Below are 26,572 nucleotides of genomic sequence, written 5' to 3'. Positions count from 1 at the left end.
AACGGCGCAATCGGGCAAGGAAATTGTGCGACGCAACGAAACCCAAAATTGTCAGAAACCCAAGCCTTCCTTCGCGATCAGGACGGCGGCAATGAGCGCCATGGCGTACATGAAAGGGTAGAAGATCGCGGGCTTCATCCGGCGCACGCACCAGGCGCCGGCAATCGTCGCAAGCGGCGCGAACGGCAGCAGCGTGGCCGATGTGGAGAGGTTCTGCGTGTCGAGCTGGCCGAGCGCGAAGTAGGGTATGAGCTTGACGGCGTTGAGAATTGCGAAGAAGCGGACGCTGGTTCCCGTATACTCCCGTGGCTGCATCTGCAGCGGCAAGGCATAGATCTGGAACGGTGCTCCGCCGGCATGAGCGACGAAGCTGCCATAGCCGGACAGGCTTCCCCACGTCGTCGCAAGCAGCGGCCGTTGGGCTCGAGGTGGCGTATGCTTTCCGGCTGCCGGGCCGAAGTTGTTCCAGAAGTAACGAAGGCAAAAGAGGATGGTGACCGCGCCGATGACGACGCGAAGCGCATTGCCTGGAACGAGCGCCGAAGTCGCCCAGCCGAGCCCGATGCCGAACAATGCGCCCGGCAGCATGATCTTCAGCGTTGTCCAGTCGCCGTGTCCGCGCCAGATCACGAGCGAGATCATGTCCATGAAAACGAGGATCGGGAGCAGGATCGCGGCGGCCTGAACGGGCGAGACGACGAGAGCGAGAAACGGCAATCCGATCAGCGACAAGGCATCACCCATGCCGCCTTTCGCCAATCCGACGAGGATGACAGCAGGAACGGCGGCGTAGTAAAATGACAAGTCCATCGGCATGCTTTTGAAATCCTCCACTTGCCAGTCCCGTCTAACGGAACTACTCACACGAGACGAGTGCAGATAGGCCGCAAAACGACCTGTCCTGCTGTAAATGGAAAGAGTTCATGACCGAACCGGAAAACCGCTGCCGCCTAGTTCTGATCGCGCCCGACATTGCCGATGTCGACGAGAAGGCGAAGATCGTCGGCGACGCCTTGAAGGGCGGTGACGTCGCCTCGGTGATCGTACCGCAATACAGCCTCAATGACGGCGAGTTCCAGAAGCACGCCGAGAAGCTGGTTCCCATCATTCAGGAGTCAGGTGCGGCCGCACTGCTAGCGGGCGACAGCCGCGTCGTCGGGCGCAGCAAGGCGGATGGCCTGCATCTGACCGGTCCGGCGAGCGAAATTTCCGAAGCGATCGACAAGTATGCCGACAAGCTGATCGTCGGCGGCGGCAATGCCGCTGATCGCCACCATGCGCTTGAGATCGGCGAGGAGCGACCGGACTACATCTTCTTCGGCAAGCTCGACGGCGACATCAAGCCGGAGGCGCACCCCAAGAACCTCGCGCTCGGCGAGTGGTGGGCTTCGATGATCGAGATCCCATGCATCGTGATGGGCGGTACGGATCCAGCTTCCGCACTGGCCGTTGCCGAAACCGGCGCGGAGTTCGTCGCGCTGCGGCTGGCGGTTTTCGCGGACGCCGGGCGTGCGCCGTCCATCGTCGCCGAGATCAATGCGCTCTTGGACGAAAAAGCGCCACGGTTTGAGGATTGATATCGCGCTCATGCCGATCCTAGCCCGTCATCTGCGCCTGTCCGCTGCCTTTACTGTCGCCATTTTGGTGGGATTTACCCATGGCGCTTCGGCCCAGGTTGTCGACAATGTCGTGACACGGCCACTGGCGACCGCCCCAGAGTCGCTCAAAGCCGGGCGGCCGCAGACCGATGGCACGGGACCCTCGACGGGCGTTGGCGTTTTCGACCGCATGGGTGCGAAGTTGCCGGACCTGCCGCCGGAAAAGGATTATAAGGGCGTTGTCGATGAGGCCTACGGCGCCTATCAGCGCGGCTACTATCTGACGGCGATGGAAAAGGCTCTGGCCCGCGCACAACTCGGCGATCCGGCAGCGCAGACGCTTATGGGTGAGCTTCTGGCGGACGGACTGGGCGTCAAACGCGACATGAAGAACGCGGCCTTCTGGTACAGCAAGGGTGCGGAAGGCGGCGACGCTGCAGCAATGTTCAAATACGCGCTGATGCTGATCGAGGGCCGGTACGTCAAGCGCGACAAGGCCAAGGCCGACGAATACATGCACAAGGCGGCCGATGGCGGAAATGCTTCGGCGCAATTCAACTGGGGCCAGATCCTCACGACCGACAATCCCGGCGACAAGGGATTGAAGCTTGCCCTGCCTTATTATGAGAAGTCTGCCGAACAGGGCATCGCCGACGCGCAGTATGCGGTGGCGGAGATTTACGCCTCGCTGCCCGACTTGCCGGAGGAAAAGAAGCAGCTGGCGCGCGAATGGATGGCACGTGCTGCGCATGCCGGCTTCGACACCGCCCAAGTCGATCTTGGCATCTGGCTGGTCAACGGTCAAAACGGCCCGCGCGATTTCGTCAAGGGTTTCCAGTGGCTGAGGCTTGCCGCCAATCGTGGCAACGTCGTTGCGCAGAACAAGCTCGCGCACCTCTATATCAACGCGCTTGGAACCAAGCCGGATCCTGTCGAGGCCGCGAAATGGTATGTCCTGTCGCGCCGCGCCGGTCTGCCCGACCCGGAACTTGAAGACTTCTATCTCGGCATCGAGGACGACCAGCAGAAGGCGGCCATCGATGCTGCCAACAAATTCCGCCGGCTTCAGTGATTTAACCCCTGAAAGGCTCTGAACGACCGGCGGCTCGTGCCGCCGGCTTTCTGTCTCAGGCGAGATAGCCGCCGTCGATCGTCAGGCTGGCGCCGGTGATGAAGGACGCTTCTGAACTTGCGAGATAGGCCGCAAGGCTTGCAATCTCGCGGTCTTTTCCCATGCGACCGAGGGCAATCAACCCCTTCAACATCTCATTGGCATGCGGATCGGTATTCATGTCCGTCTCGGTAGGCCCGGGCTGGATCGTGTTGACGGTAATGCCGCGCAGGCCGAGATCGCGCGCGAGGCCGCGCATCATCGCAGCGACTGCGCCCTTGGTCATGCTGTAGACAGCGGATGTCGGAAAGCCGCTGCGTTCCGCGGTCACGCTGCCGATGGTGATGATCCGACCGCCTTCATGCATATGTTTCGCTGCGGCCTGCGTGCCGGCAAAGACGGCCCGCACATTGACGGCGAACATGCGGTCGAAGTCCTCCAGAGGGAAGGTTTCCAAGCTATTCAACAACAGGATTCCTGCGTTGTTGACGAGAATGTCGATGGAGCCAAAGTGATCGGCAGCCTTGTCGATGGCTCGCTGCAGTGCTGCGGCATCCGCGCTGTCGGCTTGAATGGCAAGTGCCCTGCCGCCCTTCAACTCGATCTCAGCTTTGATTGCTTCAGCTTTCTCCTTGGAATTGGCAAAGGTGAAGGCGACTGTGGCGCCATCCATCGCCAGCCTGCGAACGATCGCCGCGCCGATGCCGCGTGAGCCGCCGGTCACGATTGCGACCTTTCCTTCAAGTGGTTTCGTCATTTTCATTTCTCCTTACTGGACTGTTTAATCTAGAATCGGGTGCGGAAAATCAGCGCTCTTCGATTGGGCTGTTATCGAAGGCTGCGGATTGCGAGCCTGGCGATGGTGCGCAGGGTTTCGGGGCTTGCGCCGTTGCGGGCGCTGACTTTCATGCCGGATAGGGTGGCACCGAGAAACTGGGTGGCGGTTTCGGGATCGATTTCCGCCGATAGCTGGCCTTTCCTCTGGCCATCCTTCAGCAGCGTGAAGATTGCCTTGGCAAGCATTGCCGAGGCGCTGTCAGTCAAGGTCGCCACATCTGCGTCGGTGCGGCCAAACTCGCAAATCGCGCTGACGCCGAGGCAGCCCTTCGACGCCTCCGAGGCAGGTCGAGATGCGAAGGCGAACAGGGCAGCCTCCAGGGCATCAAGCGGTTGCGCGCCGTTTTGCATGTCCGCGATGATGCGCAGAATACTGTCGGTATTGTAACGCTTCAGAGCCTGGAGGTAGAGACTGCGCTTGTCGCCGAAGGTATCATACATGCTCTGCCGGCTGATCTTCATCGCCGCAAGCAGGGTGTCGGTGGAGCTGCCCTCATAGCCATGCTGGGAGAAGACGCCGATCGCAGCGTCGAGAGCATTGTCTTTGTCGAATTCCTTGTGCCTTGCCATGGACACGCAAATAGCAATTCCGGATCAATCTGTCCAGAAATATTTGAGTCGCATTTCTCCGTCGGCGTCGTGGTTCTACGGTCTCCTCTTGAAATTTTCCCGATTTTGTGGTCTTGAGGCCGCCAATCTTATCGAGCGCCGCCTTCTCCGGCGATCAGGGACCTTTCCCACCCTGACAGCGCATACCGTTTACCGCTCAAGGAAAAGTGCTCACATGGCTCGTTCAGCTCTCCTCAATGTCATGGTTCAGGCTGCCATCAAGGCAGGCAAGTCGCTGGGACGTGATTTCGGGGAAGTGCAGAACCTGCAGGTCTCGGTGAAAGGCCCGGGCGATTTCGTCTCGAATGCCGACCGCAAGGCCGAAAAGATCGTTAAGGACGAACTGCTGAAGGCCCGCCCGACCTATGGCTTCCTCGGCGAAGAGAGCGAGGAAATCAAGGGCACGGACGGAGCGCATCGCTGGATCGTCGATCCGCTCGACGGCACGACAAACTTCCTGCACGGCATCCCGATGTTTGCGGTATCGATCGCGCTCGAGCGCAACAATGAAATCGTGGCTGGTGTCGTCTTCAATCCTGCGACGGACGAACTCTACACCGCTGAACGCGGCGGCGGCGCCTTCCTGAACGATCGCCGTCTGCGTGTCGGCGCACGCCGCGTGCTGTCTGATTCCGTCATTGCCTGCGGCGTGCCGCACCTCGGCCGTGGAAACCACGGCAAGTTCCTCGTTGAACTCCGGCACGTCATGGGCGAAGTTGCCGGGATTCGTCGCATGGGCGCGGCGTCGCTCGATCTCGCCTATGTGGCTGCCGGTCGGTTTGATGGCTATTGGGAAACTGCGTTGTCGGCCTGGGATATCGCTGCGGGCATCCTGCTCATCCGCGAAGCCGGCGGCTACGTGTCCGATTGGGAAGGCGGCTCGTCCATTCTCGAGACGGGCTCGGTGGTTGCAGGCAACGAGTATATCCAAAAGGCATTGCTTGAAGTCGCCAAGCGCCCGATCCCGGCTCGGTAAATCGCTGTTGTAAAGGCACGGTTTTCGTTCCGCGCATACTTCAATTCGGCACAATGTTGCTCTAGTCTCCGGCTGAAATGAATCCGGAGGCTGCGGAACCTATGGAAAATGTGAATGTGGCTGAGTTCGGCTCGACCGAAAAAACCACGGGTAATTACAGCTATAAACTTTCCAGTCCGATGCCGTTTCTTTGGACGATGGTGCTGTTTCTGATCATCGTCGGGTTCATCGCAGCCATTCTTTTCCGGCAGACGCAGACCGCTTTCATGCACAATCCGGGCCTTAACGGTTTGATCCTCGGCGTATTGGCGGTCGGTATCATCCTCGTCTTCAGCCATGTGCTGTCGTTGCGCCCGGAAGTACGGTGGTTCAATTCGTTCCGCGCTGCAGGCAGCGCCGACAAGGTCGGCCGCAATCCGAAGCTGCTTGCTCCGATGCGGACTCTGATCGGCAGCCGCAGCGCTTCGGCGGGAATCTCGACGGCGGCGTTTCGCTCCATTCTCGATTCCATTGCCAACCGCCTCGATGAATCGCGCGACGTGTCGCGCTACCTGATCGGCCTCCTCGTCTTTCTCGGCCTGCTTGGTACGTTCTGGGGTCTTATCGGCACGATCGGTTCGATCAGCTCGGTTATTCAGACGCTCGACGCGGGTTCGAACGGTTCGACCGATGTTCTCGGAGCGCTGAAGGAGGGGCTTTCGATGCCGCTTTCGGGCATGGGCCAGGCATTCTCGTCGTCGCTGCTTGGCTTGTCCGGCTCGCTCATCTTGGGTTTCCTTGATCTGCAGGCAGGCCGTGCTCAGAACCGCTTCTACATGGAGCTGGAGAACTGGCTTTCGTCAGTGACCGACGTCGGCTCCGATGTGGCGATCCCGACCATCAATCCCAACTCGGCGGTCTCACCGGACGACGTTCGGGCGCTCTCCGAATATATGCGCCGGATCTCAGAGGAAGGCAGCGGCGGCACCCAGAGGTCGGTTGCGGCAATGGCAAACCTTGCCGAAGGCATTCAGGGCCTAGTCAAGAACATGCGCAATGAACAGCAGATGCTTCGCGACTGGATCGAGGCGCAGCAGGACGAGACGAAGGCGATGCGGCGCACGCTCGATCGCCTGGCTGAGAGGATCGGCTCGCAGGAAAAGCACGGCTCAGGCGAACGCTCTCAACGCATGCAGCAACCCGAAAAGACCGAGGGCAAGTAAGCCATGGCTCTTGCCCGCAATCGTCGCCCCCAACGCGCGGTGGACTACTGGCCAGGTTTCGTTGATGCACTATCGACACTGCTGATCTCCATCATGTTCGTGCTGACCGTCTTCGTGGTCGGACAATATATCCTGAGCCGTGAGATTACGGGCCGGGACGAGGTGTTGAATCGGCTGAACAGCCAGATCAACGAATTGACGCAGCTTCTCGCCCTGGAGAAGGGAAGCAAGCAGGACCTCGAGGATAGCGTCGCCAATCTGCAGGCCTCCCTAGCGTCCGCCGAGAGCGAAAGATCCCGCCTGAAGGCGCTCCTTGATGCTGGGTCGGGCGGACAAAGCGCTGCGGAAGCACGTGTCGGCAACCTGACGAAGGAACTCGACGAACAGAAGCAGATGAGTGACCGGGCGATGAGCCAGGTCGAGCTTCTCAACCAGCAGATCGCCGCCTTGCGCAGCCAGATCGCCGCTGTCGAAGCTGCTCTGCAGGCTTCCGAGCAGAAGGATCAGAGTTCGCAGGCGAAGATCGCCGATCTCGGACGGCGCCTGAACGTCGCTCTTGCGCAACGCGTGCAGGAGCTCAACCGCTACCGGTCAGACTTCTTCGGACGCCTGCGCGAGATCCTGTCCGACCGCGAGAATATCAGGATTGTCGGCGACCGCTTCGTCTTCCAGTCGGAAGTGCTGTTTCCCTCGGGCAGTGCGGATCTCAATCCGGACGGGCAGGTCGAGATGGCAAAGCTTGCGACGGCGCTCCTCGACGTTGCCAAGGAAATTCCGCCTGAGATCAACTGGGTACTGCGTGTCGATGGGCATACGGACAATGTGCCGCTCGCGGGCACCGGACGATATGTCGATAACTGGCAGCTGTCGTCCGCACGTGCGATCTCGGTCGTCAAGTTCCTGATTTCCCACGGCGTGCCGGCCGACCGTCTCGTCGCCGCCGGCTTCGGCGAGTTCCAGCCGATCGCACCAGGCGACACGCCCGAGGCGCGCGCAACCAACCGTCGTATCGAGCTCAAGCTGACCGAGAAGTAGGGTTACGCGACGCCCGACCGAACGTCGGTGAGGCGATCCATCAGGAAACAGCGCACCGCCGGGCTGTCGCTGAGGCCGATTGCCGAAAGGTAGGCGGCCTCTGCCGCCGGATAGTCTCCAACTTCCGTCAGCAAGTGCGCGCGAACGGCCCAATAGGGCTGGTAGGCTCTGATTTCCTTTGCGTCCATGGCGTCGAGAGACGCCAGCCCAGCTTTGGGTCCCTTCGTGCGACCGAGAACGGCGGCACGGCTGACGCGGGCGCCGATCGTCGGCTGCATCATCAGCAGCGCATCATACAAGATCACGAGAGCGTCCCAGTCCGTCAGGCCTGTCAGCCGGCGGGCGGCATGAACGGATTGAATGGCGGCCATGCACTGGAACGGACCGAAGCGGTTGGCGGCGCCGGCCTTGCGGAGCAGCGTGTCGGCTTCGGCGAGCATGATCGCATTCCAGCGATCCCTCGACTGCTTGTCGAGCGCGATGTACTCGCCCTCGGCATTGTGCCGCGCGGCACGTCGACCCTCGCAATAGAGCATCAGGGCAAGCAAACCGATCACCTCTGGCTCTTCGGGAAGCATTGAAAGCAGCGCCCGGCAGAGCCAGATGGCTTCGCTGGAAAGGCCACTGCGACCGCCATCGGCGCCATCGAGATTGTCCCAACCAAGCCCGTAGGCCGCGTAGATTGCGGAAAGAACGGCGGACAGACGCTCGGGCAGCGAGTGTCGATCGGGTATGGCAAACCCGATGCCGGTATCGCGAATGTTCGCCTTGGCCCGGACCAACCGCTGGCCCATGGCGGCAGGCGAAACCACGAAGGCCTGCGCGATTGCTTTTGCGTCGATGCCCAACACGACTTGCAGCATCAGCGGCGTGTGAATGCCCTTGTCGATTTGCGGATGAGTGCAGGCGAAAAGCAGCTTCAGGCGTTCGTCGGGCAACGCGTCGGTGGCCACTTCGTTCATCCTCGCCTCGGCCTCCTCGAAGGCCAGGACGATCGTTGGTCGCGCATTCTCGCGAACGGATCGATGGCGTGCAGCTCGCATGAGGTTGCGCCGCGCAGCGACCAGCACCCACGCCTCCGGCCTGTCGGGGATGCCGCGTTCCGGCCAGACCCGCAGAGCATCGACGAGCGCTTGTGACAACGCATCCTCGGCGGCCGGCAGATCGCGGGAGCGGGCCGCCAGGAAGGCGACCAGCTTGCCATAGGATTGACGCGCCACCCTTTCGGCGACGCGTTCGGCTTCGACCGTCATGTCCGCCTCACATCTGAAGGCGAGGGCGCACTTCGACCGAACCTTCTGCGGAGACCGGAACCCGGGTCGCCCATTCGAGCGCCGTATCGAAGTCCGGTACGTCGATCAGATAGAAGCCTCCCAACTGCTCCTTGCCCTCAGGGTATGGACCATCCTGCACGTCGTGGTCCTCGCCCTTGCGCCGCACCACCGTGCCGGTTTCGGGCGCGGTCAGGCCGGCGCCGCCGGTCATGATGCCGGCTTGGATCAGAGCCTGCGTGTAGGCGATCCAGCCGTCGCGGTAGGTGGGATCGGCGCGGCGGGCAAAATCCCGCGACGATTCGCGAACGATGAGCGCGTATTGCATGTGTATTCCTCCAGAATGGTTGTGTTGACCGGCGTGCAGGCATCTAAGAACCAAAAGCAGAAAGCTGCAACGCTTGGGGGATCGGCGGTAGACCGTTCCGAGAGAATGAGACTCGGCGTTGGCTCATTTCGACATCCGGCCAAAAAAATTTCACGGCGGAAAAGTGGCGTTGTCGCCGGGCGGGGCTCCGCGTAGGCTCGTGTCTTTTGGGGGAGAATGCTTTGATTGAATGTGATGTGCTGGTCATCGGCGCAGGACTTGCCGGGCTTGTGGCGGCGGCGGAGGCAGCGGAGCGCGGACGGAAGGTCTGCATCGTCGAGCAGGAGGGCGAACAGAGCGTCGGTGGGCAGGCATTCTGGTCTCTGGGCGGGCTGTTCTTCGTCGACAGCCCTGAACAGCGGCTGCTGGGCATTCGCGACAACCTCGGCCTGGCGCGACAGGACTGGATGGGGTCCGCGTCATTCGACAGGCCGGAAGACTACTGGCCGCGTCGCTGGGCAGAGGCCTATCTGGAGTTCGCCGCAGGCGAAAAGCGTTCATGGCTTTATCAGCAGGGAATGCGCTGGTTCCCGGTGGTCGGTTGGGCCGAGCGGGGAGGCGGCTTGGCGCACGGCCACGGAAACTCCGTACCGCGCTTTCATGTGACCTGGGGAACCGGGCCGGCTGTGCTTGCCCCCTTTGTTCGCCGCGTGCGCGAAGCGGAAGCGAAGGGCCTTGTTACGCTTCTGTTCCGGCATCAGGTGGATGATCTTCTCGTTCAGGACGGCGTCGTCTGCGGCGCCTGCGGCTCGGTCCTTCAGCCCGATGCTTCCGTGCGAGGGCGGGAGACAAACCGTATGTTTTCGGCGCTCTTCGAGGTTCGGGCCGGCGCGACGATCGTCACATCAGGGGGTATCGGGGGTAATCACGACGCGGTGCGCCGGAGATGGCCGGTCGATAGGTTGGGGCGGCCCCCGGCCGAAATGGTCGCCGGCGTGCCCGCCCATGTAGACGGTCGAATGATCGAGATCGCCGAGCGTGCTGGCGGGCGGGAGATCAATTCGGATCGGATGTGGCACTACACGGAGGGCGTGAGGAATTGGGACCCGATCTGGCGCAATCACGGCATACGCATCCTGCCGGGTCCCTCCTCCTTCTGGTGCGACGCCTGGGGTAACCGCTTTACTCCGCCAGCGATGCCCGGCTTCGATACGCTGGGGACTCTGAAGGCGATCTGCGCAACCGGGCAGGACCACAGCTGGTTCATCCTGACCAAGGCAATCATCAAGAAGGAGTTTGCCCTTTCCGGTTCCGAGCAGAATCCTGATATCACGGGCAAGGATATCCGCCTGCTTCTCAAGCGGTTGGGCAAGGAGCCGCCGGGGCCGGTTCGTGCGTTCATGGACAAAGGCGAGGATTTCGTCGTTCGCGACACGCTGGAATCGCTTGTCGACGGCATGAACGGGTTGACGGGTGAAAAACGTGTGGATGCGAGCCGCCTCAGGACGCAGATCGAGGCGCGCGACAGGGAGATCGCCAATCCCTTTGCCAAGGACGCACAGGTGGTCGCCATTCGAGGGGCGCGGCGCTATCTCGGGGATCGCTTGATGCGGACGGCCAGGCCGCATGCACTGCTTGACCCCAGGGCCGGGCCGCTCATTGCCGTGCGGCTGCACATCCTGACACGCAAGTCGCTCGGTGGTCTGGAGACGGATCTATCCGCGCGCGTGATCGGCCATGGTGGCGATCCGGTTCCGGGGCTTTATGCGGCGGGTGAAGTGGCGGGTTTTGGTGGTGGAGGTATGCACGGATACAATGCGCTCGAGGGAACCTTCCTCGGCGGCTGCATCTTTTCCGCCAGGGTAGCCGGGCGGGCAGTTTAAAGGCGGCGTTTGTGGCGCCGCCTTATGTGATCAGGCCTCAGCCTTCGTCGTGTCGACGACTTCTGCGCCGGGAGAATTCTTCTTGATGGATTCGATGGCGCTGAGCGCCGATGCCTTGGCTTTATAGCCTTCGGAGCCGAACATGGCTTCGCCATTCGGAGCTTTGAAACGGAAACGGAACTCGCCAGCCTTGTCCTTGTAAACTTCGAACTTATACATCGATTTTTCTCCCGGAATCAGGATGTTGTCCTATCTGCAGGTGCAGCCTAGAACAAAAAACGCAACTATTCCATCGGGATATTTGCGCGCTTTGCAACCGACGCGACTGACGGGCCGTCAGGGACGACATACGCCCCTGATGTATAGGTCTTACGGTTTGAAGATCGAGAAGACCGACGAAAACTTGTTGATCAGGTAGGGCGCAAAGAGCACCAGGCCGGAATAGAAGAAGTTGGCGCCCTTCGTCATATCGGGGATCTCGTTGCCGCTGGCGAAGCGATGGAGGCAGGCAAGGCCAAAGCCGACATAGAGCATCAGGATCGCGACGGTTCCGACAAGCGCGATAAAGCGGCTCGGCTCGCCTTCATCATCGTGACGGTGAGAGGGACTTGCCCTGCTGCGAGCGCATTGCCGGCGGCATCAATGGCGTTTCCGGCCGTATCAGTCTTCGTCAAGGCGACTTCCTCCGACAAGGCATCGGTGAGCGACCAATCCCGGGCCTCCCGCAGCGAGCGATAGCACAGCAGCATCGTTATGACGACGGCTACGGCGACGAGTACGACTAGCATCTCGGCAAAGCTTATCGAGTTCAACTGAGCCTCCCCTCAGAACGCGACGACATGGCGTTCACCCATAAACCGGGTGTAATCTTTGCGTGCATTATGTAAATATACACGCAAAGATCACACGCCGTTGCAACCGGCGGAGGCCGGGGGTCGAGGAAGAGCGTGTGGTCAGGCAATCATCTTGCAGCGGCGAGAAAGTCCCCGGCGCCGGTTTCGAACTGCAGCCTCGCAAGCTTGGCGTATATGCCGCCCTCCCTGATGAGGCTCTGATGTGTTCCCTCTTCGACAACGCGTCCCTGATCCATGACGAGGATACGGTCGGCCTTCAGCACGGTCGCGAGGCGATGGGCGATGACGAGCGTGGTGCGGCCGGTCATCAACCCGTCGAGGGCCTTCTGCACAAGCGTTTCGCTTTCGGCGTCCAGGGCCGACGTCGCTTCGTCGAGAAGCAGGACCGGTGCGTCCTTGAGGATGGCGCGGGCGATGGCGATGCGCTGGCGTTGACCGCCGGAAAGCGTGATGCCGCGCTCTCCCACCTCGGTGTCGTATCCCTTCTCCAAACGAGCGATGAATTCGTCGGCCTGTGCAGCGATCGCGGCGGCCCGCACCTCTTCGCGGCTTGCCTCGGGACGGCCGAAGGCGATGTTGTCGTGAATGGAAGCCGCAAAGATCGTGACGTCCTGGGGCACGATCGCTAGGCGCTTGCGCAGTTCGTCGGGGTCGCTGCTGCGTGCATCCACTCCGTCGATCATCACGGCGCCCTTCTGCGGGTCATAGAAGCGCAGCAGCAGCGAGAAGACGGTGCTTTTTCCGGCGCCGGAGGGGCCAACGATCGCGACGGTTTCGCCGGGAGCGACGCCGAAATTCAAGCCATGCAGCGCGGATCGCTCCGGCCGTGAGGGATAGGCGAAATGCACGTCGGTAAACAGGACACGGCCTTGCGCCGGAGCGGGCAAGGCAACGGGCGCAGCCGGTGCGGAAATCGGGGAAACCTCGTCGAGCAATTCCGTCAGCCGATCGGCCGCTCCCGCGGCCTGCGAGAGCTCGCCCCATACCTCGGAGAGTGCGCCGAGCGAGCCTGCGGCAATGACGGAGTAGAGAAGAAACTGGCCAAGAGTGCCTGGCGACAACGTGCCGGCGAGGACGTTATGGGCGCCGACCCAGAGAACGGCGACGACGCTGCCGAAGATGAGGGTAATGGCGATGCCGGTCAGCAGGGCGCGCGAGCGAATTGCGGCCCGGGCAGCGTCATAGGCGGTTTCGACGGCCATCCCGTAACGCGAGGCGGCGGCATCCTCGCCCCCGAAGGCCTGGACGGTACGGCTGGCCGCAATCGTTTCGTTGGCGAAAGCAGAGGCGTCGGCCAGCGTATCCTGAGCCGAGCGCGAGCGCTTCCGGACGGAGCGGCCGAAGCCGACCAACGGAAAGACGATCAACGGGATCGCACCGATCACCAGGCTGGACAGCTTTGGCGACGTCACGATCATCATGCCCATCGCGCCGAGACAGAGAATGAGGTTGCGCAGGGCGACGGAGGCCGTCGCGCCGACAGCCGACTTGATCTGCGTCGTGTCCGCCGTCAGGCGCGAGACGATCTCGCCGGACTGGTTGACGTCGAAGAACGAGGGAGACAGGCGCGTGACGTGATTGAAAACATCGCGGCGCAAATCGGATACCACACGCTCACCAAGGGTGATGACGAAGTAGTAGCGAAGGGCGCTCGCGATGGCGAGCACGATCGCCATGATCATCAGCATCAGGAAATAGCTGTTGATGAAACTGCCGTCGGCCTGTGTGAAGCCATGGTCGATCATGCGGCGGACGGCGAGCGGCAGAGCAAGCGAAGTGACAGCGGCAAGTGCCAGGGCGGCAAGCGCCCCTGTGACCATGCCGCGATAGTGCATCACATAGGGTGTCAACCTGCCGAGCGGCTTCAGCGAACGAGACTTCTTTTCCTCGGGTTGCCCTGCGTATGCCAATTCGTCTCCGATCGCCTTCGACACCGCTCATCCGCGGCTGATGGCTCTTGTTATCCTGCCGGCCTTCATGTATAGGCAGCCCATCCTAATGGGAAGCCGTAGCCTTTTGCGTCTGCGGCTTCATTTATTCAATCGGTCCTCTTGTCGCAACGAATATGCGTCAAATTGGACGTTGCATGGCAGGAAGATTGTTATGAAGGCAGATATCCATCCCGACTACCACACGATCAAGGTAGTCATGACCGACGGCACCGAATACGAAACCCGCTCGACCTGGGGTTCTGAAGGCGCAGTCATGAACCTCGAAATCGACTCCAAGTCGCATCCGGCATGGACTGGTGGCAACCAGCAACTCATGGACCGCGGCGGTCGCGTTTCCAAGTTCAACAAGCGTTTCGGCGGCCTCGGCCTCTAATCGCTGTCGCTTGGCAGAGTTTGAAAGAGCCCCGCTTCGGCGGGGCTTTTTTGTGGAATTGCTCAGGAAATAGCACCAAGCCGATTTCCAGCATCCACCACGGCAGCTTTGCGCCGTGAGTGGACTTCGACACGCTCGTGACGGGCGACCGACTTGTGGCCGGAGAACGAACCCGCTGCGCGTTTCTGGCATGGGAAAAGCGATAGCAGACATTCAACGATCCGGATTGAGGTCTCGAGCTGACCTGCTTCGTTATTGCCGCCGCTCGGCAGGAACGTCGCGAGAGGGTGGAAAGCGGTCATTTGCCTAGTCTTCAGGAAAGATGGCGTTACGACCGGAACCGGTCGTTTGATGTTCTGCCTCTTGCAGCAGGCCCTCGAGACGGGTCGCCCATTCCTTGTTGCTATCTCTGAACGGACCAAGCGCATCGCCGGCAGGCTCCGGGAGATCGCCTACAGCGGCGGAGAAACGGCGAGCCTCCTGACTATGTCCCAACGCCGTGTGGCAGCACGCCTGAATGCGGAGCAGCGCCGGCCAGTCAGGCCGCGCCTTTAGCGCCATTCGTCCCGTGTCAAGTGCGCCCTCGACGTCGCCCGAAAAGAACAGCGCAAGCATCAAGAAACTGAACCAGGCCGCATTCTGCGGATCATGGGGGTTGAGTTCGAGGCCCCGAGCCAGTGGCTTTCGCGCGCCGGCCGCATCGCCCACGAAAAGGCGGGCCATGCCGAGGACGAGATACCCCAAGGCGAAGCTAGGACCGAGTTCGATGGACCGCTCGGCTGCGAGGATCGCCTGGTCAGCCCTGCCTGTGTAGGCCGACACAATCGCCAGCGCATAGTGCGCATACGGATTTCGGGCGTCGAGATATATCGCCCGCAAGGCCGCATCGAGACCTTCCTTCCCGTCCGCGGCGGGATTTTCTGTCCAGCCATAGGCGATGAGGCCTGCGTTGACCCGTGCCCGCCAGATCTGCGCCTCTGGAAGCATGGGATCGAGCTCCGCGGCCTCCCGGAAGAATCTCCTTGCGAGAAGATGGGTTGGCTGCGTTACCTTGTGAAAATTGAATGTACCTTGCCGTACAAGGTCCCATGCGGTCACGTTGCCGGTGTGCGGAGCAACCTGAAGTCCATGCCGCAACAGCAGTTCCGGCTCGACCGCCGCTGCAATCCGCTCGGCGATGGCGTCCTGCACTGCAAATACCTCGGCCACCTGAAGATCGTAATGTTCGGACCAGACAGTGACATCCTTCATTGCGTCGGCAAGGTAAACCGATATCCGCATCCGATCGCAGGTATGCCGGATGGCTCCATCCACCAGAAAATCAACGCCAAGTTCGTGCGCGATAGACTTCGGATCCCTCGGGCCATTCCTCATTGCGAAACTCGCCCCACGCGACGCGACGCGGAACCATCGGAACCGGGCGAGCGCCACGATCAGGTCGTCGGCGATACCGTCGGCCAGATATTGTCTCTCGGCATCTCCGCCAAGATCCTCGAAAGGCAGTACTGCGATCGCGGGGCTGGATCTCGCCTCCGCATGCCCTTCGCTACCGGGTCCGTCGGTCCGGCTCTCCACCGGACCGGAAAATCTGTATCCCACCCGTGGGACCGTAACGATCCAGTCGCCGCCGTCTGATGCCGGGCCGAGCAGCTTGCGAAGGGCAGCAATCTGAACGGAAAGATTACTCTCCTCGACGGCGAGGCCCGGCCAAACAGCATCCATCAGCGCCGACTTGGCGACGATGCGCCCATCTGCCGCGAGCAGAACGGCAAGCAGCGAAGCGCCGCGGGCGCCGATGGCGACAGGCCTGTTATCACGGAGAAGGCATCCGTTCTCGGTAATGAACTCGAAGGGGCCGAATACAAGGTGCTGGGTGTTCATGACTTGGGAATGATACGCCCGATTTCGCAGTTTTCGGAATTTTTCGGCCTTCGTTCAGGACTTGCGCCGGCTCCGCGCGCAGATTCAGCTCCATGCAGCAGTTGAAGTGGTGGGAACGATGGAGAACGAAACAATGCAAGCGAAGAATGCTCATGCATCAACCGCGAAAATCGTACGCGGCAGTGACAGCTATGTCGCCGAGCAGGGATCTGTCTATCGCTCGGGAGTCTCGGCGGAGAGCGTCGGATCCAGCATGCTGTGGCTCGGGATGATCTCGCTACCCGCAGGACGACGAACCAGCGCCCATCGCCATCAGGGACACGAGACGGCCCTGCTTATGACCGCGGGCAAAGAGATCGAGATTTGGTCGGGGGCCGAGCTTGAACGATGCGAAAAGGTCCTCCCCGGCGACTACCTGTTCATTCCGGCCGGCGTTCCGCATCTTGCCGTGAACCGCAGCACGGAAAACGCCGAGTTCCTCGCTGCCCGCAACGACCCCGCAGCGAACGAGAGTGTCGTGCTGATGCCGGAACTTGACGACATCGTACCCTAATCAGGCTCAGAGGTGCGCTATGGCGATCATCGAACAACGTCTGGCCGCTATGGGTCTGGAACTGCCCGAGCCTCTGAAAGTTCGCGAGGGGCTGCGTATGCCTTTCGCCTGGGTCCGGGTGCGCGGCAACCGCGCCGACATATCGGGTCACGTCGCGTGCAGCCGGGATGGGACATTGGCGAAACCCCTCGGCAAGGTCGGGACCGAGGTTTCGCCTGAGCAGGGTTACGCGTCAGCGCGGCTCGGTGCCCTGGCTCATCTCGCGAGCCTCAGCGGGCAGTCGGAAACCTCGATCGGGTTACGGCGTGGCTGCGCGTCTTCGCCATGGTGAATGTTGCTCCGGGTTTCAATGAGACCCCGCTGGTCACAAACGGTTATTCCGATTTGATACTGGAGCTGTACGGCCCTGACGTTGGCGCCCACGCCCGCTCGTCCATCGGCATGGCCATCCCTTTGAATGCGCCTGTAAACTGCGAAGCGGAAGTGGAAATTGACGGGTGACCCCTTAGGGTCGGTTCACGACCTTTGCGGGGTGCGGCGCGAATGACGTTCATGGCGCAACCGCGACCTCCAGCTGTCGTCGCCGCCAACGTCTGCTTTTCGGACGGGGCAAAGCTGTTCTCCACGACCGATATGGTTTAGTGTTTCGGGTGCCGTCAGGCATACGAAAGCCTCCCATGCAGGAACCCGCGGGTCCGCAAGGGCCGGAAGGAGGCAGGAGGTGTCCCTCCTTGCGTCAACGCATTTGCTGCCTCGCCACTACGTTGAGTCGCGTGGTTGTTGTGCGCACAAAGAAAAACCGGCTGCGCGGGACGCCGCCGGTTTCGTGAATTCAGGTTGCGGCGGTTCAGTTGTTGCCGAAGGCCGTCTGCAGCAGGCTCAGCTGAGCCTGTACGCTGTTCTGGTTGTCGGGAACGATCGGGGCTTCCGGCGGACGGTAGATTTCGCGATCGAGCAGGGCGACACGATTCTGCAGGCGCAACGAGCGTTCGATCAGGTCGCGGAAGGATTCCGGCAGATCGCCCCAGCCCGGCGCATTGCGGTCGACGTTGAAGCCGTCGAGGCGAACCTTGTTCTTCTCGGCCAGAACCTGATCGCGCGACATCTCGCCATTGTTGACGGCGCGCTGCAGCAGTAGCCAGGAGGCCATCTGCATCAGGCGGGTGGTCAGGCGCATCGATTCAGCGGCATAGAGGACGGATGCCATGCGCGGCAGAACCTTGGAGGCAGCGCGGCCCTGGCCATCGAGATAGGCGGCGGTTTCTTCAACCAGCGACATGCCTTCCGAATATAGTGTCTTGAACTGCGAGGATGCGGCAGCGCGACCTGCAAAACTGATCGTGTTCAATCCAAGCTCTGACATTTAAACAGTCCCTGTTGCACGCATCTACTTATGGTCAGGTAACGCCAGTCGAAGGGAAAAAGTTTCCTCGGCCAGTCTTTATGCGTTTAAAATGGTAGCTTTAGCCGAATTGCGCAAGGCGTTTCTTAAGAAAGGGTTAACTTCCACAGTTTCATGGAAATGGTCCCCAGCGCAATAAAAAAAGAAGAGCCGCAAAAGCGGCTCTCAAGGTAAAACAGGGAGAAAAATCAGACCAATTCACCGCATGGAAAACTGTCTGAGATCCAGAGAAGAACTGGATGAGTACAGTAATACCTTATAAAGCTTAATGGCCGCTTAAACCTGTCTCGGATTAACACTCTTCGGTCGTTAGCTTTCTGCAATAGTCAGCCGACGAATTACGAGCGGAAGAGGCTCTCCGCCGCTGATCTTGTCGATGTCTTGCTGGCAGCTTCCGCCTCGAGTCTTACGATTTCCGCCTTGAGCAGCTCCACGCGCGCTCTCAACTCGTCGACCGATAGGGTGGAGAGGTCGGCCCCGATCTCGTGGGCAACCTTCTTCTGCGGCCGGTCATCGTCGATGAAGCTCATATGCTATCCTCCCTTGTATGCCTCAGCTATATTTTAGGGCAGGATCGCCGGTTTCGGGAGTCTTGCCGGTTCCGCGGTCGGCAAGCGACATGCTTTCGGGCGTCAGCGTCTGCGATGTAGCCGTCGGAATGGTGGTAAAGGCGTCGCGATCGCCGGCGGGAACGGCGGCGCGCATGCGGCTGCGGATGATGGCATAGGCGGTGATCAACACATGGGCGATTGCCGTCACCAGGAAGAGGGCGTGCGGATTGATCATCGACATGACGGGGCCGCCGATGGTCGGGCCGATGATGGTGCCGATGCCGTAGAGGAGCAACAAGCCGCCCGAAACCTTTACGAAATCCTCTGCCGAGGCAAAGTCGTTGGCGTGCGCAACCGCGATCGGATAGAGGGTGTTGGCAACGGCGCCGTAAAGGACGACGAGGCCGATGATGAAGGCCGGTGACGATGGTTGCAGGATGGCGATCAACAGGCCGGCGAAGGCCGCGATGGCCGACATGGCTGCCAGCACATAGCGCCGGTCGATGCGGTCGGAAAGCCGCCCTGCCGGCAGCTGCATCACGGCGCCCGCGAAGATGGTGGAGCTCATCATGATGGCGATGCTGGTGTCGGACAGGCCGGAGCCTGCGCCGAAGACAGCGCCCAGCGTTCCGTATGCGCCGTTGGCGATGCCGACGAGGAGAATGCCAAGGCAGGAGACCGGGGAGTTGCGGTAAAGGGCCGGAAGATCCAGCTTCACGGCCTTCAGCGGCTGCGGCGAGGCTGCGGTCGAGAGCGTCGTCGGCAGCATCGCGATGCAGTAGAAGATGCCGCAGACCATGAACAGGACAGGCGTGCGAACATCCTCGAGCGGGATCATCATCTGACCCGCCACGACGCCGAAGAGCGTGATGGCGATATACAGCGAGAAGATTGCGCCGCGGCTCTCGTTTGTGGCGCGCTCGTTCAGCCAGCTCTCGATGATCATCGAGGTGCCGGCGGTCGCAAAACCGGTGACGGCGCGCAGCAGCACCCACCAGACGGGGTGGATGATAATGCCGCTGACCAGGGCGATGATCGCGATAATCGCAATGAAGCCGGAGAAGGCACGGACATGGCCAACGCGGCGCACCAATTTCGGCGCGACGAGGCAACCGATGACGAAGCCGGCAGCCCAGGACGTGCCGAGCAGGCCGAGCGTGGTTGTCGCGTAGCCTTCCAGGTTGCCGCGAACCGGAAGCAGGATGCCCTGCAACCCATTGCCCATGAAGAGAAACAGCGTCCCGAAGAGAAGCGAGGCGACGGACAGCAGATTTCTTTTCATATAGCCAGACTCTATGCGTTGATTGCAAAGACAGATGGCAACACGGAGTGTCGCCCAGCCTCGAGATGATTGATTGTGCCCCCAAATGCCTTTACGGCATGAATAAATACAGTCGTGACGTGAAAAAATGTCCGTCCTGTGACATTCAGAAGAGATGGAAAAATAAAGACATGACGAAGCTGATCGCTCTGCTGCTCATCTTGGCGATGGCGATTCAGCTGATCAAGCCGCTGGGCGTTCCGGGGCTGCGGCGGCGCATGGATTTCTGGAAGATCGCCCTGATCGCGTTTGGGGTCTGGGCGGTGGCGCTGCTTGGCCGCGATCTGTTCGTTTAGTACGTGATTTCGCCGCGCATGACCGGCGCGCAGCTGCCCGAGATCGTCACATCGGAAACGATGCCGTCCTTCTTGACGGCTTCGATGCCGATGATGCTGCGGCGTCCCATCTCGACGCCTTGCTCGATGGTGAGCGAAACGTTCATGTCCGCATCCGGCTCCAGCGAAACGAGGTAGGCGCCGAGGGCTGCCGAGGCGCTGCCGGTCGCCGGATCCTCCGCAACGTTGTCGAGCGGCGCGAACATCCGGGCGCGGATCGTCCACGGCTCTTCCTGGGAGCGCACATAGACGAAAAGCGAGAAATCGTGATTGCCTTCGGCAGTCGGGCCGGCGGCATCCTGGAAATAGGTGAGGTTCGGGCGGGCGCGACCGAGGGCGGCAAGGTCTGCCAGTTCCGCGACGGCGAAACTCAGTCCAACGGAGGCGACAACCGGTCGGTGCTTCGCCACCCGGATTTCCTGCGGCTCGATCACTATACAGCGCGCAACGGTTTCCTCGGATATCGTGTTGCCGATGGTGAGCGGCTTCGGCGCACGAATCGATGCCGACAGCACCTCACCGTCGTCACGCTTCAGGTTGACCTCGACGAGACCCGCCTTCTCTTCGAAGCGCAGGCTGTCGCCGACCGGCCGTCCGAAGACCTCGCGCTGTTGGCCGAGCACATAAGCCGTCCCGACGTTCGGATGCCCCGCAAAGGGAACCTCCATGGTGGGTGTGAAGATGCGGACACGGGCGGTATTTACCGGATCTTCTGGCGGCAGCACGAAGGTGACTTCCGAATAGCCGAACTCGGCGGCAATATTCTGCATGTCTGCGTCCGTCAGGCCACGCGCGTCCGTCATCACGGCGAGCGGGTTGCCTTCGAAGCGAGTACAGGTGAAGACATCGACTGTCGTGAAGGCAACGGTTCTCATGGCGGCTCCGAGAGGGCTGATACCACGATCTCTACCGGCGATCCGCCGGCTGCAGAAGCCGGAAAGTTGTCGCCCTTACAATGCAGAAACCGGCCGTCTGCGACGACCGGTTTTGCTTTTCTTGTCGATCAGAAGATGGCTTAGGCCGCCTTCTCCAGATCCTTCTTCCAGCTGCCCTTGGCGGCGAGGCTGTTCATTTCGGCGCGGTGGGCAAAGGCACGCTGGCCGGCGGCAATGTTTTCCTGCTTGCCGCCCCAAGCCTTCAGTGCCGTATCCTGCAGTGCGCGGCCGTAAGAGAAGGTCACAGTCCACGGCAGGTCATAACCGGAGTTGATCGCGGAAAGATGCGCCGACGCTTCTTCGGTGGACTGGCCACCCGAGAGGAAGGCAATGCCGGGAACGGCCGACGGAACGGTGCGCTTCAGCACCTCGACCGTGCGCTCGGCGACCTCGGCGACGGAAGCCTTGCGGGCGTTCTTGCCGTCGATGACCATGTTCGGCTTGAGGATCATGCCTTCGAGGCTGACGCGGGCGTCTGCCAATTCCTTGAAGACGGTGCGCAGCGTCCATTCGGTGACCTCGGCGCAGCGATCGATGTTGTGGTCGCCTGGCTTGCCGTCCATCAGGCATTCCGGTTCGACGATCGGCACGATGTTGGCCTGCTGGCACAGCGCGGCATAGCGGGCGAGGGCGTGGGCGTTGGCTTTCATGGAGCCCCAGGTGGGCAGCGTGGAGGAGATTGCGATAACGCCGCGCCACTTGGCGAAGCGGGCGCCGGCTTCATAATACTTCGCAAGACGGTCTGCGAGGCCGTCGAGGCCTTCGGTGATGGTTTCGCCGGGATAGGCTGCCATCGGCTTTGCGCCGATATCGACCTTGATGCCCGGGATGCTGTCGGCCGCACGGATGACGTCGACAAGGGGCGTGCCGTCTGCTGCCTTCTGGTGGAGGGTCTCTTCGTAGAGGATCACGCCGGAGATATACTGACGCATCGCGTCTTCGGTGCGGAACAGCATTTCGCGGTAGTCGCGACGGCTCGTTTCCGTCGATTCAAGTCCGATCGTGTCGAACCGCTTCCCGATTGTGGCTGTCGATTCATCTGCTGCAAGCAGCCCGCGGCCACCAGCCACCATACGCACGGCAATGTCTTCCAAACGTTCGCTCATATCGTTTCTCTCCACAGCAAAAAAATCGTCAACCAGTAGATATAGGTCGCGGATAACAGAAGTTTATGGGTGGGAAAACGGCAGCAAAATTGTCTGAAACGTTTGAATTTTTTTTAATCGTTTGAAAGTTTGGGCTTTTGTACTCCAAATGAGCAAAAGACCGCGGAGCTTTCGCGCCGCGGTCTATCTACATGTAAAATTTGTTAAATTCGTTCGCTTGAATTATTTGTGCTTGTTGAGCACAGCGACACCGGGGAGCACTTTGCCTTCCATCCACTCAAGGAAGGCGCCGCCGGCCGTCGACACATAGCTGAAATCGTCGGCCACGCCGGCGTGGTTCAACGCCGAGACCGTATCGCCACCGCCGGCCACCGAGGTGAGCTTGCCGGCCTTCGTGCGCTCGGCCGCAAATTTCGCTGCCGCGACGGTTGCCTTGTCGAAAGGCTCGATCTCGAACGCGCCGAGCGGGCCATTCCAGACCAGCGTATTGGCGCGCTCGATCCATGCCTTGATCGCCTCGACCGACTTCGGGCCGACGTCCAGCACCATAGCGTCATTGGGGATCGCGTCGATTGCGACCGTTTCGTTGGCGGCGTTTGCCTTGAATTCGCGGGCAACGACGCCGTCTTCCGGCAGAATGATGGCGCAGCCGGCCGTGGCCGCTTCGATCATGATCTGCTTGGCGGTGTCTGCAAGATCGTGCTCGCAGAGCGACTTGCCGACATTCGTGCCGCGGGCGGCAATGAAGGTGTTTGCCATGCCGCCGCCGATCACCAGCGCATCGACTTTCTTCACAAGGTTCATCAAGAGGTCGATCTTGGTCGAAACCTTGGCGCCGCCGACGATGGCGACGACAGGACGGGCCGGGTTGCCGAGACCACTCTCAAGGGCCTCAAGCTCGGCCTGCATGGTGCGGCCCGCATGGGCGGGAAGATGATGGGCGAGGCCTTCCGTCGAGGCATGTGCGCGGTGGGCAGCAGAGAAGGCGTCGTTGACGTAGATGTCGCCGTTCGCCGCAAGCGCCTTGACGAAATCGGGGTCGTTCTTCTCTTCGCCCTTGTGGAAGCGGGTGTTTTCCATGAGCAGGATGTCACCGTTCTTCATCGCACCAACTGCCTCCGCTGCTGCTGCGCCGATGCAGTCGCCGGCGGTTGCCACGGAGTGGTCCAGCACCTCCTCGACGGACGGAGCGATCAGCGACAGCGAAAGGTCCTGCGACGGGCCATCCTTAGGGCGGCCGAAGTGCGCCAGCAGGATGACCTTGGCACCTTTGTTGGAGAGCTCCAGGATCGTCGGGGCAACACGCTCGATGCGTGTGGTGTCGGTTACTTTGCCGTCTTTGACCGGAACATTGAGGTCAACGCGAACGAGGACGCGCTTGCCGGCAACATCGTTGAGGTCGTCGAGGGTCTTGAAGGAAGGCATGGAAAAATCCGTTCGTTATTGCCCAAAAGATGCGGCGACCATAGCAAGGATGATCGCAGACGCAAGGCACTCATGGCGGGTTTTGATCGCCCTTGGCTGATGCCGCCGCAGCCGCTGCTTCCCGGCTTCTGCGACCTTTGATGCGGTCGCGGATGCGATCGATGATGTCGTGCAAATTGAGGAAGATCGGCAGGGTGGTGGCGGGCTCTACAGCCTCCAGCGACATGCCGACCGAAGTGATGTGGTCCTGATCATCGAGATCGCGGACGATGAGAATGATCGAGCCGAGACGGACCCGGTCCGCATAATCCGCCTTGCCGCCCAGACGATGCTTCATCAGTTCGGCGATCGTCAGCCCTTTCTCGGATTCGTTCAGCAGGCCGGGGCCATAGGCGGCGTCGAGATCGGCCGCTGGCCGGGCGGGCGATAGCGCGAATGCGCCGAAGAAATCGGCGTCATCCTCTTCCACCGGCGCGCGGCTGGCAAAGAGCTTGTCGAGCAGCCGCGAGTAGGACGGCACGACGAACAGATAGACGAGGTCGTTCTCGCGTAGCCGGCCCGCATATTGATAACGCATCGACTTGCCGTCGCGGATGACGAGCGACGGCGTCGCCCAGCGCGGGATGCGTTCGCCGCGAAGCACCGGGCTGTCCTTGATAACGCGGTAGGAGAGGAGCTCGTGGTTTGCCGCACCCGGCAGATCGACTTCGACCTTGTCGACGGCACCCATGCGCGGCGGGATGATGAGCCCCAGCTTCTTGGCGACCGGCTTGATCGTCCAGCCCTGCACGAGAAGCGAGACGAGCACGATGATGAAGGCGGTGTTGAAATAGATCTGGCTGTTCTCCAAGCCGCCGAGAATGGGCATGATGGCGAGCAGGATCGAAACGGCGCCGCGCAAGCCGACCCACGCGACAAAGCCGATCTCCCGCTGCGTATAGTCGAAGGGGAGCAACGAGAGCCAGATGGCGAGCGGGCGCGCGATGAAGATCAGGAACAGGGCGAGCAGCACGGCGGGAACGGCAATCGCCGGAAACTGCGACGGCATCGCAAGCAGTCCCAAGACCAGGAACATAATGATCTGGGCAAGCCAGGTCATGCCGCTCTGGAAGCGCTTGATAGAGGCATGGCCTTGCAGCTTGCGATTGCCCGCGTAGATGCCGGCGACATAGACGGCAAGGAAGCCGCTGCCGCCGACCGCGCCCGTCGCCGAAAAGACCAGCAGCGCCAGGGCCAGCACGAATATCGGGGTCAGGCCGCGATCGGTTTCCAGCTGGCTGACGATCAGCGAGATCATCATGCCGCCGAGCAGACCGAGGATGACGCCGAGGCCCATCTCCTGCACGAACATGGCGAGCATACCGATGTTGATGCCGTGATAGCGCTCGCCGCTGGCAAGGATCTCTACGAGGGCGATGGTCAGGAAGATCGCCATCGGGTCGTTGGTTCCCGATTCAACCTCCAGTGTTGAGCGCACCTTGTCACGAATATTGATGCCGCCGATGCGCAGCAGGAAGAAGACGGCGGCAGCGTCGGTGGAGGAGACGATCGAGCCGAGCAGCAGGCCTTCCAGCCACGTGAAGTTCAGCAGCCACATGGCGGCAACACCAATGAGTGCCGCTGTTATCAGAACGCCGACCGAGGCGAGCGTCAGAGAGGGTATCGCCGCAAGCTTGAAGGCTTGGACCGGCGTTCCGAAACCGGAGTCGAACAGGATGACGGCAAGCGCGATGGAGCCGAGGAAGTAGGCCAGATAATTGTTGCTGAACTGGATCCCGAGGCCATCAGATCCAGCAAGCAGGCCGATCGCGAGAAAGAGCAGGAGGAGGGGGGCGCCGAAGCGGAAGGCGAGCAGGCTGGAGAATGCGGCGAGAAGCACGAGCGTCGTCGATACCAGTACGACGATATAAAACGCTTCCATGCCTGTCCCCTTACCCGCAATTCAATGCAGACCGCCCCCGGTCCCGCAGTCCATCCAATCGCCCTTTCGTGGTCACTCAAGCCCGCTATGAGTAAACGGCAAAACAAACAGGATGGGTAGGCCTTGCGGTCGACCCCGTGCTGTTTTGCGGCTTCATGCTGCTGTTTTGGCGTGCCTGACGGCAAAACCGGGTGAGTGCTCACGAAGGAGCATGAATCGAGTGTATGAGCAAATCGGGCGATAGGAGGGCAGAAGTTGCGCTCTCGCGCGTTTCCTCTCAATCAATGAGCGGTCATGGAGAAGCGCACCGTCGGCTTCTTGCCCGATCGCGCTGCTCAGGCGTCTTCGTCCTCATCGTCCTCGTCATCGACGATGTCGGAAATCGGGATCAGAAAGACGACAAATTCATCGTCAATCGTTCGCTCCGGATCATCGTCGAACTCATAGGCGTGCTCGACTTCGCTTGCCTCTTCGGCGGTCGCCTTGCGCAGCTTGAGTTCCGTGACGCCGTCCCAGACCGGCTTGCCCTGCGATTGCAGAACCGTCAGATCCTCGCGGAAATCCTCGGCCTCGAAGAAATTCTCGGCATCATTGGCATTCTCGGAGCGAAAGCTTGCGATCGCCTGTCCGCCGATCTCGATCGTAAAGTAGTCCATCAAAATTCTCTTTCGCTTCTGTGCCGTCCAGCTTCGATGAACAGTACGGTGATCGGCTGCGGCGCGCCAGTCTAATCGTTCGGGCAAACGGACTATCGAGGTCCCATGACGCGTGTGGACGCCATTAACGGCTGCCCTTCGGCGATCTGCTTCGAGTTGCGCCCGCCAACAAGGCTGAGACTCAGCACGCTCGCAATCATGAGCAGAACGATGATTGTCATGAGAATTCTCATGGATGAGTCCGCCAGCCAACATCCGGCATTATCTTGTCTCTATGACGCTAGTCAGTTTGGCTTCAAAAGAAAAGCGGCCCGGTCGCCCGAGCCGCTTTCGACGATTCATGTCGGGACGCTCTTAGATGAGCTTTGCGAAAGCGACAGCCGTATCAGACATGCGGCTGGAGAAGCCCCACTCGTTGTCGTACCAGGACAGGACGCGCACGAAGTTGCCTTCCATGACCTTCGTCTGATCCGTTGCG

At 60.9% G+C, this 26,572-nt stretch carries 29 protein-coding genes and 2 pseudogenes; 10 read left to right on the top strand and 21 right to left on the bottom strand.

Translation table 11 applies throughout. The features are described 5' to 3' along the window. Positions 1-51: 51 nt before the first annotated feature. Positions 52-816 (bottom strand): sulfite exporter TauE/SafE family protein, encoded by a 765-nt coding sequence (locus AC1DPR_RS27200; RefSeq protein WP_025660871.1) that lies wholly within the window; start codon positions 814-816, stop codon positions 52-54. Between the two features lie 107 nt (positions 817-923). On the opposite strand from AC1DPR_RS27200, the gene AC1DPR_RS27195 reads away from it, so the two are divergent. Together AC1DPR_RS27195 and AC1DPR_RS27190 are read left to right on the top strand one after the other, a co-directional pair. After that, a complete protein-coding gene (locus AC1DPR_RS27195; RefSeq protein WP_477817570.1) occupies positions 924-1,577 on the top strand; it encodes a thiamine phosphate synthase in 654 nt (217 codons plus the stop codon). 10 nt (positions 1,578-1,587) lie between these two features. Further along, positions 1,588-2,670, top strand: coding sequence for a tetratricopeptide repeat protein (locus AC1DPR_RS27190; RefSeq protein ID WP_018858890.1), 1,083 nt, complete (start codon positions 1,588-1,590; stop codon positions 2,668-2,670). 55 nt (positions 2,671-2,725) lie between these two features. On the opposite strand, the gene AC1DPR_RS27185 is transcribed toward AC1DPR_RS27190, so the two are convergent. Continuing rightward, the gene (locus AC1DPR_RS27185) at positions 2,726-3,466 is read right to left on the bottom strand and encodes a 3-oxoacyl-ACP reductase family protein (RefSeq protein WP_477817569.1); all 741 of its coding nucleotides are present in this window, start codon (positions 3,464-3,466) and stop codon (positions 2,726-2,728) included. 71 nt (positions 3,467-3,537) lie between these two features. Next, positions 3,538-4,116 carry a TetR/AcrR family transcriptional regulator gene (locus AC1DPR_RS27180; RefSeq protein ID WP_477817578.1) on the bottom strand — a complete coding sequence of 193 codons (579 nt, stop codon included), beginning with the start codon at positions 4,114-4,116 and terminating at the stop codon, positions 3,538-3,540. A 214-nt stretch (positions 4,117-4,330) separates the two neighbouring features. On the opposite strand from AC1DPR_RS27180, the gene AC1DPR_RS27175 reads away from it, so the two are divergent. The 3 genes from AC1DPR_RS27175 (at position 4,331) to AC1DPR_RS27165 (ending at position 7,368) form a co-directional block, all read left to right on the top strand. Then, positions 4,331-5,131 carry an inositol monophosphatase family protein gene (locus AC1DPR_RS27175; RefSeq protein WP_018858887.1) on the top strand — a complete coding sequence of 267 codons (801 nt, stop codon included), beginning with the start codon at positions 4,331-4,333 and terminating at the stop codon, positions 5,129-5,131. 101 nt (positions 5,132-5,232) lie between these two features. Continuing rightward, positions 5,233-6,333 carry a hypothetical protein gene (locus AC1DPR_RS27170; RefSeq protein WP_018858886.1) on the top strand — a complete coding sequence of 367 codons (1,101 nt, stop codon included), beginning with the start codon at positions 5,233-5,235 and terminating at the stop codon, positions 6,331-6,333. 3 nt (positions 6,334-6,336) lie between these two features. Then, positions 6,337-7,368 (top strand): peptidoglycan -binding protein, encoded by a 1,032-nt coding sequence (locus AC1DPR_RS27165; RefSeq protein WP_025660877.1) that lies wholly within the window; start codon positions 6,337-6,339, stop codon positions 7,366-7,368. Positions 7,369-7,370: 2 nt separating this feature from the next. On the opposite strand, the gene AC1DPR_RS27160 is transcribed toward AC1DPR_RS27165, so the two are convergent. Both AC1DPR_RS27160 and AC1DPR_RS27155 read right to left on the bottom strand, forming a co-directional pair. Next, complete coding sequence (locus tag AC1DPR_RS27160; protein WP_113161477.1) at positions 7,371-8,621, bottom strand: DUF6596 domain-containing protein; 1,251 nt, start codon at positions 8,619-8,621, stop codon at positions 7,371-7,373. A 7-nt stretch (positions 8,622-8,628) separates the two neighbouring features. After that, positions 8,629-8,967: a YciI family protein gene (locus AC1DPR_RS27155; protein ID WP_025660879.1), complete on the bottom strand. Its 339-nt coding sequence runs from the start codon at positions 8,965-8,967 to the stop codon at positions 8,629-8,631. Between the two features lie 221 nt (positions 8,968-9,188). Here AC1DPR_RS27155 and AC1DPR_RS27150 point away from each other — a divergent pair, with 221 nt between their 5' ends. Next, on the top strand, positions 9,189-10,829 hold the full coding sequence (locus AC1DPR_RS27150; RefSeq protein WP_477817568.1) for an FAD-binding dehydrogenase: 1,641 nt from the start codon (positions 9,189-9,191) through the stop codon (positions 10,827-10,829). A 30-nt stretch (positions 10,830-10,859) separates the two neighbouring features. Here AC1DPR_RS27150 and AC1DPR_RS27145 read toward each other — a convergent pair whose 3' ends face one another. From AC1DPR_RS27145 to AC1DPR_RS27130, 4 genes are all read right to left on the bottom strand, one after another. Further along, positions 10,860-11,048, bottom strand: coding sequence for a YegP family protein (locus AC1DPR_RS27145; protein WP_018858881.1), 189 nt, complete (start codon positions 11,046-11,048; stop codon positions 10,860-10,862). A gap of 150 nt (positions 11,049-11,198) precedes the next feature. Continuing rightward, positions 11,199-11,363, bottom strand: a complete 165-nt coding sequence (locus AC1DPR_RS27140; RefSeq protein ID WP_477817567.1) for a hypothetical protein — start codon at positions 11,361-11,363, stop codon at positions 11,199-11,201. Continuing rightward, entirely contained in the window at positions 11,363-11,641 is a 279-nt protein-coding gene (locus tag AC1DPR_RS27135) for a hypothetical protein (protein WP_477817566.1), read from the bottom strand. Before AC1DPR_RS27135 ends, AC1DPR_RS27140 begins: the two co-directional genes overlap by 1 nt. Positions 11,642-11,790: 149 nt before the next feature. Next, positions 11,791-13,593, bottom strand: coding sequence for an ABC transporter transmembrane domain-containing protein (locus AC1DPR_RS27130; RefSeq protein WP_477817577.1), 1,803 nt, complete (start codon positions 13,591-13,593; stop codon positions 11,791-11,793). A 193-nt stretch (positions 13,594-13,786) separates the two neighbouring features. Here AC1DPR_RS27130 and rpmE point away from each other — a divergent pair, with 193 nt between their 5' ends. Further along, positions 13,787-14,008 carry a 50S ribosomal protein L31 gene (gene rpmE, locus AC1DPR_RS27125; RefSeq protein WP_007527409.1) on the top strand — a complete coding sequence of 74 codons (222 nt, stop codon included), beginning with the start codon at positions 13,787-13,789 and terminating at the stop codon, positions 14,006-14,008. 62 nt (positions 14,009-14,070) lie between these two features. Here the strand turns inward: rpmE and AC1DPR_RS27120 are convergent, their stop codons facing one another. Together AC1DPR_RS27120 and AC1DPR_RS27115 are read right to left on the bottom strand one after the other, a co-directional pair. After that, positions 14,071-14,310 carry a hypothetical protein gene (locus AC1DPR_RS27120; protein ID WP_018858877.1) on the bottom strand — a complete coding sequence of 80 codons (240 nt, stop codon included), beginning with the start codon at positions 14,308-14,310 and terminating at the stop codon, positions 14,071-14,073. Positions 14,311-14,314: 4 nt separating this feature from the next. After that, complete coding sequence (locus tag AC1DPR_RS27115; RefSeq protein WP_018858876.1) at positions 14,315-15,889, bottom strand: winged helix-turn-helix domain-containing tetratricopeptide repeat protein; 1,575 nt, start codon at positions 15,887-15,889, stop codon at positions 14,315-14,317. Between the two features lie 118 nt (positions 15,890-16,007). Between AC1DPR_RS27115 and AC1DPR_RS27110 the strand changes: the two genes are divergently transcribed. Further along, positions 16,008-16,442, top strand: coding sequence for a cupin domain-containing protein (locus tag AC1DPR_RS27110; protein ID WP_025660882.1), 435 nt, complete (start codon positions 16,008-16,010; stop codon positions 16,440-16,442). A 19-nt stretch (positions 16,443-16,461) separates the two neighbouring features. Then, positions 16,462-16,943: pseudogene (locus AC1DPR_RS27105) on the top strand (RidA family protein). Between the two features lie 346 nt (positions 16,944-17,289). On the opposite strand, the gene rcdA reads toward AC1DPR_RS27105, so the two are convergent. The 3 genes from rcdA to AC1DPR_RS27090 all read right to left on the bottom strand — a co-directional run bounded on the left by rcdA (position 17,290) and on the right by AC1DPR_RS27090 (position 19,677). Next, the gene (rcdA, locus tag AC1DPR_RS27100) at positions 17,290-17,805 is read right to left on the bottom strand and encodes a protease adaptor protein RcdA (protein WP_477817565.1); all 516 of its coding nucleotides are present in this window, start codon (positions 17,803-17,805) and stop codon (positions 17,290-17,292) included. Positions 17,806-18,182: 377 nt separating this feature from the next. After that, positions 18,183-18,374, bottom strand: coding sequence for a DUF1192 domain-containing protein (locus AC1DPR_RS27095; RefSeq protein ID WP_018858872.1), 192 nt, complete (start codon positions 18,372-18,374; stop codon positions 18,183-18,185). A gap of 22 nt (positions 18,375-18,396) precedes the next feature. Beyond that, entirely contained in the window at positions 18,397-19,677 is a 1,281-nt protein-coding gene (locus AC1DPR_RS27090; protein WP_018858871.1) for an MFS transporter, read from the bottom strand. A gap of 170 nt (positions 19,678-19,847) precedes the next feature. Between AC1DPR_RS27090 and AC1DPR_RS27085 the strand changes: the two genes are divergently transcribed. Beyond that, on the top strand, positions 19,848-20,012 hold the full coding sequence (locus tag AC1DPR_RS27085) for a hypothetical protein (RefSeq protein WP_018858870.1): 165 nt from the start codon (positions 19,848-19,850) through the stop codon (positions 20,010-20,012). Here the strand turns inward: AC1DPR_RS27085 and AC1DPR_RS27080 are convergent. The 7 genes and pseudogenes from AC1DPR_RS27080 to AC1DPR_RS27050 all read right to left on the bottom strand — a co-directional run. Next, positions 20,009-20,926, bottom strand: a complete 918-nt coding sequence (locus AC1DPR_RS27080) for a PhzF family phenazine biosynthesis protein (protein ID WP_477817564.1) — start codon at positions 20,924-20,926, stop codon at positions 20,009-20,011. The two genes, AC1DPR_RS27085 and AC1DPR_RS27080, sit on opposite strands and share 4 nt — an antisense overlap. 140 nt (positions 20,927-21,066) lie before the next feature. Beyond that, complete coding sequence (locus tag AC1DPR_RS27075; protein WP_018858868.1) at positions 21,067-22,092, bottom strand: class I fructose-bisphosphate aldolase; 1,026 nt, start codon at positions 22,090-22,092, stop codon at positions 21,067-21,069. 222 nt (positions 22,093-22,314) lie between these two features. After that, a complete protein-coding gene (locus AC1DPR_RS27070; protein WP_018858867.1) occupies positions 22,315-23,517 on the bottom strand; it encodes a phosphoglycerate kinase in 1,203 nt (400 codons plus the stop codon). Positions 23,518-23,587: 70 nt separating this feature from the next. Continuing rightward, entirely contained in the window at positions 23,588-25,438 is a 1,851-nt protein-coding gene (locus AC1DPR_RS27065; RefSeq protein ID WP_477817563.1) for a potassium/proton antiporter, read from the bottom strand. A 335-nt stretch (positions 25,439-25,773) separates the two neighbouring features. Next, a complete protein-coding gene (locus AC1DPR_RS27060) occupies positions 25,774-26,094 on the bottom strand; it encodes a hypothetical protein (RefSeq protein WP_477817562.1) in 321 nt (106 codons plus the stop codon). A 92-nt stretch (positions 26,095-26,186) separates the two neighbouring features. Next, the gene (locus AC1DPR_RS27055) at positions 26,187-26,315 is read right to left on the bottom strand and encodes a hypothetical protein (RefSeq protein ID WP_018858864.1); all 129 of its coding nucleotides are present in this window, start codon (positions 26,313-26,315) and stop codon (positions 26,187-26,189) included. Between the two features lie 133 nt (positions 26,316-26,448). Continuing rightward, positions 26,449-26,572, bottom strand: a pseudogene (locus tag AC1DPR_RS27050) (erythrose-4-phosphate dehydrogenase); the annotation flags it as partial.

The organism is Rhizobium sp. 01T417, from assembly GCF_056398905.1.
The sequence above is the reverse complement of the archived record's forward strand: the minus strand, read 5'-3'. Positions and strand labels throughout refer to the sequence as shown.

Bases quoted from the DNA above. Each gene is read 5' to 3' on its own strand.
- AC1DPR_RS27145 (WP_018858881.1), bottom strand. From the start codon at position 11,048: ATGTATAAGTTCGAAGTTTACAAGGACAAGGCTGGCGAGTTCCGTTTC.
- AC1DPR_RS27120 (WP_018858877.1), bottom strand. From the start codon at position 14,310: ATGACCGCTTTCCACCCTCTCGCGACGTTCCTGCCGAGCGGCGGCAAT.
- AC1DPR_RS27060 (WP_477817562.1), bottom strand. From the start codon at position 26,094: ATGGACTACTTTACGATCGAGATCGGCGGACAGGCGATCGCAAGCTTT.
- AC1DPR_RS27180 (WP_477817578.1), bottom strand. From the start codon at position 4,116: ATGGCAAGGCACAAGGAATTCGACAAAGACAATGCTCTCGACGCTGCG.
- AC1DPR_RS27185 (WP_477817569.1), bottom strand. From the start codon at position 3,466: ATGACGAAACCACTTGAAGGAAAGGTCGCAATCGTGACCGGCGGCTCA.
- AC1DPR_RS27195 (WP_477817570.1), top strand. From the start codon at position 924: ATGACCGAACCGGAAAACCGCTGCCGCCTAGTTCTGATCGCGCCCGAC.
- AC1DPR_RS27200 (WP_025660871.1), bottom strand. From the start codon at position 816: ATGCCGATGGACTTGTCATTTTACTACGCCGCCGTTCCTGCTGTCATC.
- rpmE (WP_007527409.1), top strand. From the start codon at position 13,787: ATGAAGGCAGATATCCATCCCGACTACCACACGATCAAGGTAGTCATG.
- AC1DPR_RS27095 (WP_018858872.1), bottom strand. From the start codon at position 18,374: ATGAGCTTCATCGACGATGACCGGCCGCAGAAGAAGGTTGCCCACGAG.
- AC1DPR_RS27075 (WP_018858868.1), bottom strand. From the start codon at position 22,092: ATGAGCGAACGTTTGGAAGACATTGCCGTGCGTATGGTGGCTGGTGGC.
- AC1DPR_RS27055 (WP_018858864.1), bottom strand. From the start codon at position 26,315: ATGACAATCATCGTTCTGCTCATGATTGCGAGCGTGCTGAGTCTCAGC.
- AC1DPR_RS27165 (WP_025660877.1), top strand. From the start codon at position 6,337: ATGGCTCTTGCCCGCAATCGTCGCCCCCAACGCGCGGTGGACTACTGG.
- AC1DPR_RS27090 (WP_018858871.1), bottom strand. From the start codon at position 19,677: ATGAAAAGAAATCTGCTGTCCGTCGCCTCGCTTCTCTTCGGGACGCTG.
- AC1DPR_RS27070 (WP_018858867.1), bottom strand. From the start codon at position 23,517: ATGCCTTCCTTCAAGACCCTCGACGACCTCAACGATGTTGCCGGCAAG.
- AC1DPR_RS27170 (WP_018858886.1), top strand. From the start codon at position 5,233: ATGGAAAATGTGAATGTGGCTGAGTTCGGCTCGACCGAAAAAACCACG.
- AC1DPR_RS27085 (WP_018858870.1), top strand. From the start codon at position 19,848: ATGACGAAGCTGATCGCTCTGCTGCTCATCTTGGCGATGGCGATTCAG.
- AC1DPR_RS27080 (WP_477817564.1), bottom strand. From the start codon at position 20,926: ATGAGAACCGTTGCCTTCACGACAGTCGATGTCTTCACCTGTACTCGC.
- AC1DPR_RS27065 (WP_477817563.1), bottom strand. From the start codon at position 25,438: ATGGAAGCGTTTTATATCGTCGTACTGGTATCGACGACGCTCGTGCTT.
- AC1DPR_RS27155 (WP_025660879.1), bottom strand. From the start codon at position 8,967: ATGCAATACGCGCTCATCGTTCGCGAATCGTCGCGGGATTTTGCCCGC.
- AC1DPR_RS27175 (WP_018858887.1), top strand. From the start codon at position 4,331: ATGGCTCGTTCAGCTCTCCTCAATGTCATGGTTCAGGCTGCCATCAAG.
- rcdA (WP_477817565.1), bottom strand. From the start codon at position 17,805: ATGTCAGAGCTTGGATTGAACACGATCAGTTTTGCAGGTCGCGCTGCC.
- AC1DPR_RS27190 (WP_018858890.1), top strand. From the start codon at position 1,588: ATGCCGATCCTAGCCCGTCATCTGCGCCTGTCCGCTGCCTTTACTGTC.
- AC1DPR_RS27140 (WP_477817567.1), bottom strand. From the start codon at position 11,363: ATGCTCTATGTCGGCTTTGGCCTTGCCTGCCTCCATCGCTTCGCCAGC.
- AC1DPR_RS27110 (WP_025660882.1), top strand. From the start codon at position 16,008: ATGGAGAACGAAACAATGCAAGCGAAGAATGCTCATGCATCAACCGCG.
- AC1DPR_RS27115 (WP_018858876.1), bottom strand. From the start codon at position 15,889: ATGAACACCCAGCACCTTGTATTCGGCCCCTTCGAGTTCATTACCGAG.
- AC1DPR_RS27160 (WP_113161477.1), bottom strand. From the start codon at position 8,621: ATGACGGTCGAAGCCGAACGCGTCGCCGAAAGGGTGGCGCGTCAATCC.